The organism is Carboxylicivirga sp. (genome assembly GCF_982718395.1).
The window spans coordinates 1-6,505 of the sequence record NZ_CEXQWX010000239.1; the positions used below are offsets into that span (position 1 = coordinate 1).

The 6,505-nt window shown below is 35.5% G+C and carries 7 protein-coding genes; 4 read left to right on the forward strand and 3 right to left on the reverse strand.

From position 1 onward, the window contains the following. Together AC4MRQ_RS24165 and AC4MRQ_RS24170 are read right to left on the reverse strand one after the other, a co-directional pair. On the reverse strand, positions 1 to 1,363 hold a 1,363-nt coding region (locus AC4MRQ_RS24165), incomplete at its 3' end, for a hypothetical protein (protein WP_491200299.1). 103 nt (positions 1,364 to 1,466) lie between these two features. Next, positions 1,467 to 2,906, reverse strand: a complete 1,440-nt coding sequence (locus tag AC4MRQ_RS24170) for an MATE family efflux transporter (RefSeq protein WP_491200300.1) — start codon at positions 2,904 to 2,906, stop codon at positions 1,467 to 1,469. 353 nt (positions 2,907 to 3,259) lie between these two features. On the opposite strand from AC4MRQ_RS24170, the gene AC4MRQ_RS24175 reads away from it, so the two are divergent. After that, entirely contained in the window at positions 3,260 to 3,592 is a 333-nt protein-coding gene (locus tag AC4MRQ_RS24175; protein WP_491200301.1) for a hypothetical protein, read from the forward strand. A gap of 1 nt (position 3,593) precedes the next feature. Here the strand turns inward: AC4MRQ_RS24175 and AC4MRQ_RS24180 are convergent, their stop codons facing one another. Continuing rightward, positions 3,594 to 4,133: an HD domain-containing protein gene (locus AC4MRQ_RS24180; protein WP_491200302.1), complete on the reverse strand. Its 540-nt coding sequence runs from the start codon at positions 4,131 to 4,133 to the stop codon at positions 3,594 to 3,596. 176 nt (positions 4,134 to 4,309) lie between these two features. Between AC4MRQ_RS24180 and AC4MRQ_RS24185 the strand changes: the two genes are divergently transcribed. The 3 genes from AC4MRQ_RS24185 to AC4MRQ_RS24195 form a co-directional block, all read left to right on the forward strand. Next, entirely contained in the window at positions 4,310 to 4,834 is a 525-nt protein-coding gene (locus tag AC4MRQ_RS24185; RefSeq protein ID WP_491200303.1) for an RNA polymerase sigma factor, read from the forward strand. Between the two features lie 53 nt (positions 4,835 to 4,887). Continuing rightward, entirely contained in the window at positions 4,888 to 6,021 is a 1,134-nt protein-coding gene (locus tag AC4MRQ_RS24190; protein WP_491200304.1) for a FecR family protein, read from the forward strand. A gap of 43 nt (positions 6,022 to 6,064) precedes the next feature. Beyond that, positions 6,065 to 6,505, forward strand: a 441-nt coding sequence (locus tag AC4MRQ_RS24195) for an STN domain-containing protein (protein WP_491200305.1), incomplete at its 3' end; no start/stop codon positions are given.

A 6,505-nucleotide genomic window follows, 5' to 3' on the forward strand; every position in this document is an offset into this window, starting at 1 on the left:
AAGCACCCCATGCATGGCCTGAACCCCGTGCAGGATCAACATCAATACGTTCAGCTAAAAACTCAGCTTTTTCTTTTGTGAATCCCAATTTTAGCAACAGGTTAGCTAAATCATCATCTAAAGCTTTTGCATTAGGATACCTCGAACGTGTAATTTTATTTAGTGCTTCTTCTTCAATTGAACTCCTGGCTTTAAAACCATCATACCAGATATCCCAAGGCTTTAGGTCGCGACCAAGGCGTTGCCTGATTAATTCACCAACTAATTTTAACTCTTCAGACGACATAAATTCAACAAACAACTTTTCTGCATCAGCCTGGGTAATTTCCATTCCTCCTTCAAAGGCACGCTTAACGGCAGTGTTTAAAGGTGAATATGCATCCATCTCTCTCATTGCATGGAAATTATTTATAATTTGTTGATAGCGCCCATTGTCTTCGCTTGCCAATTCAACTTTTTGTCCCTCTTTATATACATCATTTGTAGTAGGGTTCCATTGATAATCGCCACTGTTAATTACATCGTGTGGTATCGTCTGGTTAATAATTCGCTTCATTACTTCATATACCATTCCCTGCAACTCTACACCTTCATCACCTTTACTGTAATGTGATTTAATTTCATCACGCAGATTCCAGTGGGATAACAACACCATATCTTCGGGGAAGTAAGTTTGCATTTTGTCATCCACCAATTTGCCCATATATATATTGTAATTAGCAATATACATTTCGGAAGCAGAACTCACCTCTGAAACATTCTGAAGAATCTCAGCCGGAATACGAGCTGTAAAGACGTCACCCATTCGAGCATAAGCCCATTTTTTACGCGTCCATATGTTTGCATTTTGCTCTTTTTCCGATAATGAATAGTAAGGAAAGTTCAACGCAATATTAAAGGCCAGTTTATTGCGATATAGATCTTCGATCAGGTGCGCTCCAGCACTAAAACCACCAAAAGCTTTATCTACCTCGATAATTTCTCCCATTGGTTCATGCAGTGGGCGCTGCAGATCAAGACTGATTTTATTAAAATGTCCATAAAGAATTTCAAGATTACGACTTACCTTATCAAACATCAGCTCTTTTTGAGCTTCATCAGCAATAAATGACTTTTCGCAAAAAGCTTGAAATTCAGATTCGGAACCATCTACATTACGCCATAACGATCCGGCATGATTAACACCTCGCTTTATTAACTCAACATCTGCATCAGGATGCATCTTTATTAAACTTGAGGTGGTTGCATTAATTGAAGCTTCATTAATATTTGCCACTTCTTTGTCATTGGATGTGTTGTTGTTATTCTCGAAACAAGATGTCATGATCATAGGAATTAACAACAGAAAAAGATATCTCTTCATGTGATTGAATTTGGATTTAAAAGATTGTAAACTGTTCAAAACTATAAAACTCAGATGAAAAATAACAGGACATTTGGCAGTATAACCAAACGTCCTATTAAGTTTAAATAGCTTCTTTTTTCCAGCGTCCTTTTTTAAACAAATACGCAGCCAATAAAGTCATACAAGTCTCTGCAATGATAATAGCATAAAAAACACCCTGTTCTTGCATACCAATTTTCATCGCTAATAAATAAGCTAATGGAATTTCAATCATCCAAAACGCCACAATATTTATCCGCGTTGGTGTTCTTGTATCTCCAGCTCCGTTAAAAGCCTGTGTCATCACCATGCCTATACCATAAAAACCAAAACCATATGCTACTATTCTTAAGCACTTAACTGCCGCGTCTACAACAGCCTCATCATTTGTAAACAGATTTACAAACCAATCTGGATAAAAAATAAAGAGAATGCTTAATCCTCCTAAAAAGATCAAGTTAATACGTGCCACTCCCCAAACTGCTTTCTCTGCTCGTTGAGGTTGACGCGCTCCTAAATTTTGTCCCACTAATGTTGCAGCGGCATTACTTAAGCCCCATGATGGCAGAAGTGAGAACAAAATTATTCGTATTCCAATAGTATAACCGGCAAGCACCTCACTACCAAAATTAGATATAATACGAACTAAGAATATCCAACTTGATGTGGCAATCAGTGACTGTGCTATACCGCCAAGTGAAATCTTTAATAAGTGACGAATACGTTTCCACTCAGCATGTATCTTTAAACCTGACATACTTATACGACTTTTTCCACCCCACAAAACATATAATTGGTATGCCACGGCTACGCCTCTTCCAATATTCGTTGCAATTGCTGCTCCGGCAATTCCAAGCTCAGGGAAAGGTCCGATACCAAAAATCAGTAAAGGATCAAGAACCATATTTAATCCATTAGCAATCCACAGAACGCGCATGGCGATAGCTGCATCACCAGCCCCACGGAATATCGCATTATTAATGAATAGCAACATGATTACAAGATTACCTCCAAACATGATAGAGGTATAAGTCGATAAATCATCAACAATAGTGGATGAAGCCCCCATTAACTTCAACAAGTCTTTGGCAAATATTACACCCGGTATAGCAATCATAATTGATATGGCCAACCCAGCTATAATGGCTTGTAAGCCTTCCTTTGAAGCTTCTTTTTGATTTTTCTCACCTATGCGTCTAGAAACCAAAGCTGTAGTAGCCATACTTAATCCAAAAGCAATAGCATAAATAATGGTTAATACACTTTCAGTAATACCTACTGTTGCCACTGCATCAGCACCTAATTTATTCACAAAATAGATATCCACTACGGCAAATACTGACTCCATTACCATTTCTAATACCATGGGAATGGCCAATAGAAACACAGCTTTGCTTAATGGGATCTTAGTGTAATCCTGTGAGCTTCCTGCAAGGGCATCTTTTATGTCTTTCCAAATATTACTCAAGCTAATTTTGTTAATCTTTTGCAATAATATAGTGATATTTTGTCTAGTCATCATGTTTTAATTTTTGTCTAAACCTGAATTTTGAATTGATAAATAATTGGTAAAATGTGTTTGACGTATAAGTCAATGTGGTGCGAATACGCACAATTTCCGGATAAACAGCAAGTGTCATCATGGTAAATTCCTCCTTAATTAAAAATTGATAAATAAAAAATGAAATGAATTAATACAATGAGTCGACCTTCTTAGAAGATATAGCAGACGCTACTGGTCGGATAATTTGGTATGTATCTCATTGTCATCATAGGGAAGCAAAGATGTGTTAAAAAATTAACTATTGCAACTCAAATCTTAAAAGTTAATACAAGTTTAGTTACTTTTGAATCATACGATTAAATGAATCCAATATGAATGATCAAAGTCGGTTAATAGCAACAGTTAGCTATATCACCCTTGTAGGATGGGTAATAGCATTAATACTACGACAAAATGAAGATCCTAAAAGTGAGCTAGGTTTATTCCATTTACGACAATCATTTGGTTTGATGATACTATCCTTTGTTGCTTCTCTTGCCAAAATAACGCTGGCAGCAATTTCTTTAGGATTTATAGGTAATATTTTATGGATTTGTGTTTTCGCACTTTGGTTGATCGGACTAATTGGCGCTATACAAGGTCGCTTTACCAAAATTCCGTTTATTGGTGATTGGATTCAGGAGAATATGCGGTTTATAGGGTAACCTATAGAAATATTTCGCACCACTCCTCGAAACGTTTTACATTTTGCTCACCATGTTTACGCATCGATTTAATGATCTTATCAACACTTCTTGGCTTTGTTAATGAGCGACTTTTACTGTAAAATTTATCGGCAAAACAAACAATTTGTTCTTCAATTGAAATAGGAATCATTTCACGCTTGGGAATTGGTAAGTTTTGAGATCTAATATCCTCTAATGATAAACCTGCACCCGTATGTCGCTCACAAACCAAAGCATGCCTTGGATAACCTTCTTTTTTGAGTAGTTCGTATCCAAGGTAACCATGGCAGATATACGGTAAAGAACCGTAGCAATACAGATCTGGGGCATCGGTAAGATAAATCCCAATATCATGCAGCATGGCGGCCTCTGAAACAAATTGAGCATCAGCTTCCAGTTCCGGATGATTGGATACAATATCCAAAGCCTTATCACGAACGGCCTTGCTATGCTCTGTTAAAGTATACCAAAGAGGGCTATCAGGACGATAATACTTAGCAATAATTTTTCCAGGTTCCATAGGGCTTTGAAAGCATTTTTTAACATCATTTACATGTAATAACTGACAGTTACTGCATGTAATACTAAGTGTTACACAATTTTAACAAAAAGTGCAAATTTAAAACTAAATTAGTTAATCAGTGATATTTTTATTTACATTTGTCTCCATCCACCTCTCATAACACATCCGAATCATTGGCTAAAATTGATCAAAAAATAAAGCAGGCTTTCACATGGAATGCTAATAAAGCATTCAAACTGTTATACGATCACTATTACAATGAACTGGCGGTTAAAGGGATTTCAATTATCGGTGACTATGCCACTGTTGAAGACATTATCCAGAACTTATTTATTAAGATTTATAACGAAAAACGCTATCTATACATTAGTGATTTCCAAGGATATTTAAAACTTGCCGTCCGCAATGAGTGCTTCAACTTCCTGAAACAAAAAAGAACAGTCGAATTAACTGAAGCATACTCACATATTGAAAACAACGACATTGATCCCCGGATTGAGGAAATAAAAGATAATCTGTACTTACTGCCTCCAAAATGCAGAGAAATTTTTGAAAAAATTGTCTTCGAAGAATATACTTACGAAAGTGTTGCTAACAATAACAATATCAGTATAAACACTGTTAAAACACAAATGAAACGCGCCTATAAAATTCTTCGTCAAAACATAGGATCGTTATATTTTTCACTTTTTTTTTAGTGCATGTCACCCTATAAGGGTATTTTTTTTGTCCTTGGTGAAAATAATTATCAATGGACCGTTCCAGATTAATAGATCTGTATATAAAGAAAATTAAAGATTGCTTATCCGATAAGGAAAAAGATGAGTTGGATATTCTTCGTTTTCAGGATCCGGCATATTACGAATGGTTGGAATCCATTGCTAAAAACGGAGCTTTACTAGGAGAACTAAAGAAAATCAACAAATCAGATGCTTATCAAAAAATCATAAAACCAGCACATAATCCTACTCGAAGAATTGGACTAAACATACTGAAGGTTGCCAGTATTGTTATAGTGTTACTCGGTAGTTGGTGGATATTTAGTACAAGCGAAACAACTCATCAGGAACAACTTTTAGCACAAAGTGATTCAACAATCATCAAAAGAAGTGCCCAGCTTATTACCAACGAAGAGACATATGAACTTGATAAATTGGTTAATAATGAAATTAAAGGGAAGAATTTTAAACTTGTAAAAGATAAAGACAACAAGCTGAAATATGAGAACCAAGTCGGTACAAGTGAATATCACATAGTTAAAACTACAACTTGTAATCAATATAACATCACATTATCAGATGGTTCCCTGATTTATATAAACAGTAACAGCCAGATAAAATATCCTGTTCGTTTCTCATCAAAAAAACGCGAAATTTTTATTGAAGGTGAAGTGTATTGTGAAATTGCAAAAAGTGAGATTCCATTTGTGATTCACACCTCCAATAAGGAAAACATTACCGTACTGGGCACGAAGTTTAATATTAGAAATTACAGTTCAGAAGGATATACAGAGGTAACCCTTGCCGAAGGAAAAGTGAAGGTGAGTGATAATCAGAATGAGTGTATTCTTAAGCCCGATCAGCAGGTTGTAATTAATAATGGTTTTAAACTTAAGTCGGTTGAAAGCTCTTATTATACATCCTGGACCAAACCTGTGATTCGATTTTACAACATGCGTTTAGATCGTGTTATAAACAGCTTCGAACAATTATATGGTGTTAGTTTCGAGTTTGAGACAACAGAGTTAAAGGAAAAGTTAATCGCAGGGGGTATCATCAAAAATAAATCACTGGAACAAAATCTTAAGATCTTAAAGGAAAGTTGTAATCTCACTATAAATCAAAACAACAACAAATATGTAATAAAAGAATCACTGAGCAATTGAGACCTGACTCAGTGATTCCGACTTTAATTTTAAATAAAAATCTATGTTCAAATTTAAGAAAAAAATTCGAACCGGTAAATGGTTCGTCTACTTGCTTCTTATGCTCTTTTCAACGGGTCATGTGTGGGCGGAAACGAAGGGAGAAAAGATTAACATAAATGCCAAAAACATAAGTCTGTACCAGGCATTTAAGCAGCTCGAAAACAAATATTCTTACATTATTGCGTATGATCAGAGTAAGGTAGATGATGCCTTAATAATCGATGTTGAATTAACCAATGCTGACATCGAAAAAGTTATGGATGAGCTGCTTAAAACAACAACTTTTTCCTATAAGATTTATGACAAACACATTGTCATTAAAAACAATCCGGCACATCAAACCTCTCAGTCTGATGAGGAAAAGATAACTATTAAAGGAAAAATTACAGATGAAAAAGGAGAGCCTCTTCCCTTCTGTAACGTGTATATCGAAAACACAACT

Excerpts from the sequence above, each read along its gene's own strand:
- AC4MRQ_RS24170 (WP_491200300.1), bottom strand. The coding sequence starts at position 2,906 with ATGATGACTAGACAAAATATCACTATATTATTGCAAAAGATTAACAAA.
- AC4MRQ_RS24175 (WP_491200301.1), top strand. The coding sequence starts at position 3,260 with ATGAATGATCAAAGTCGGTTAATAGCAACAGTTAGCTATATCACCCTT.
- AC4MRQ_RS24180 (WP_491200302.1), bottom strand. The coding sequence starts at position 4,133 with ATGGAACCTGGAAAAATTATTGCTAAGTATTATCGTCCTGATAGCCCT.
- AC4MRQ_RS24190 (WP_491200304.1), top strand. The coding sequence starts at position 4,888 with ATGGACCGTTCCAGATTAATAGATCTGTATATAAAGAAAATTAAAGAT.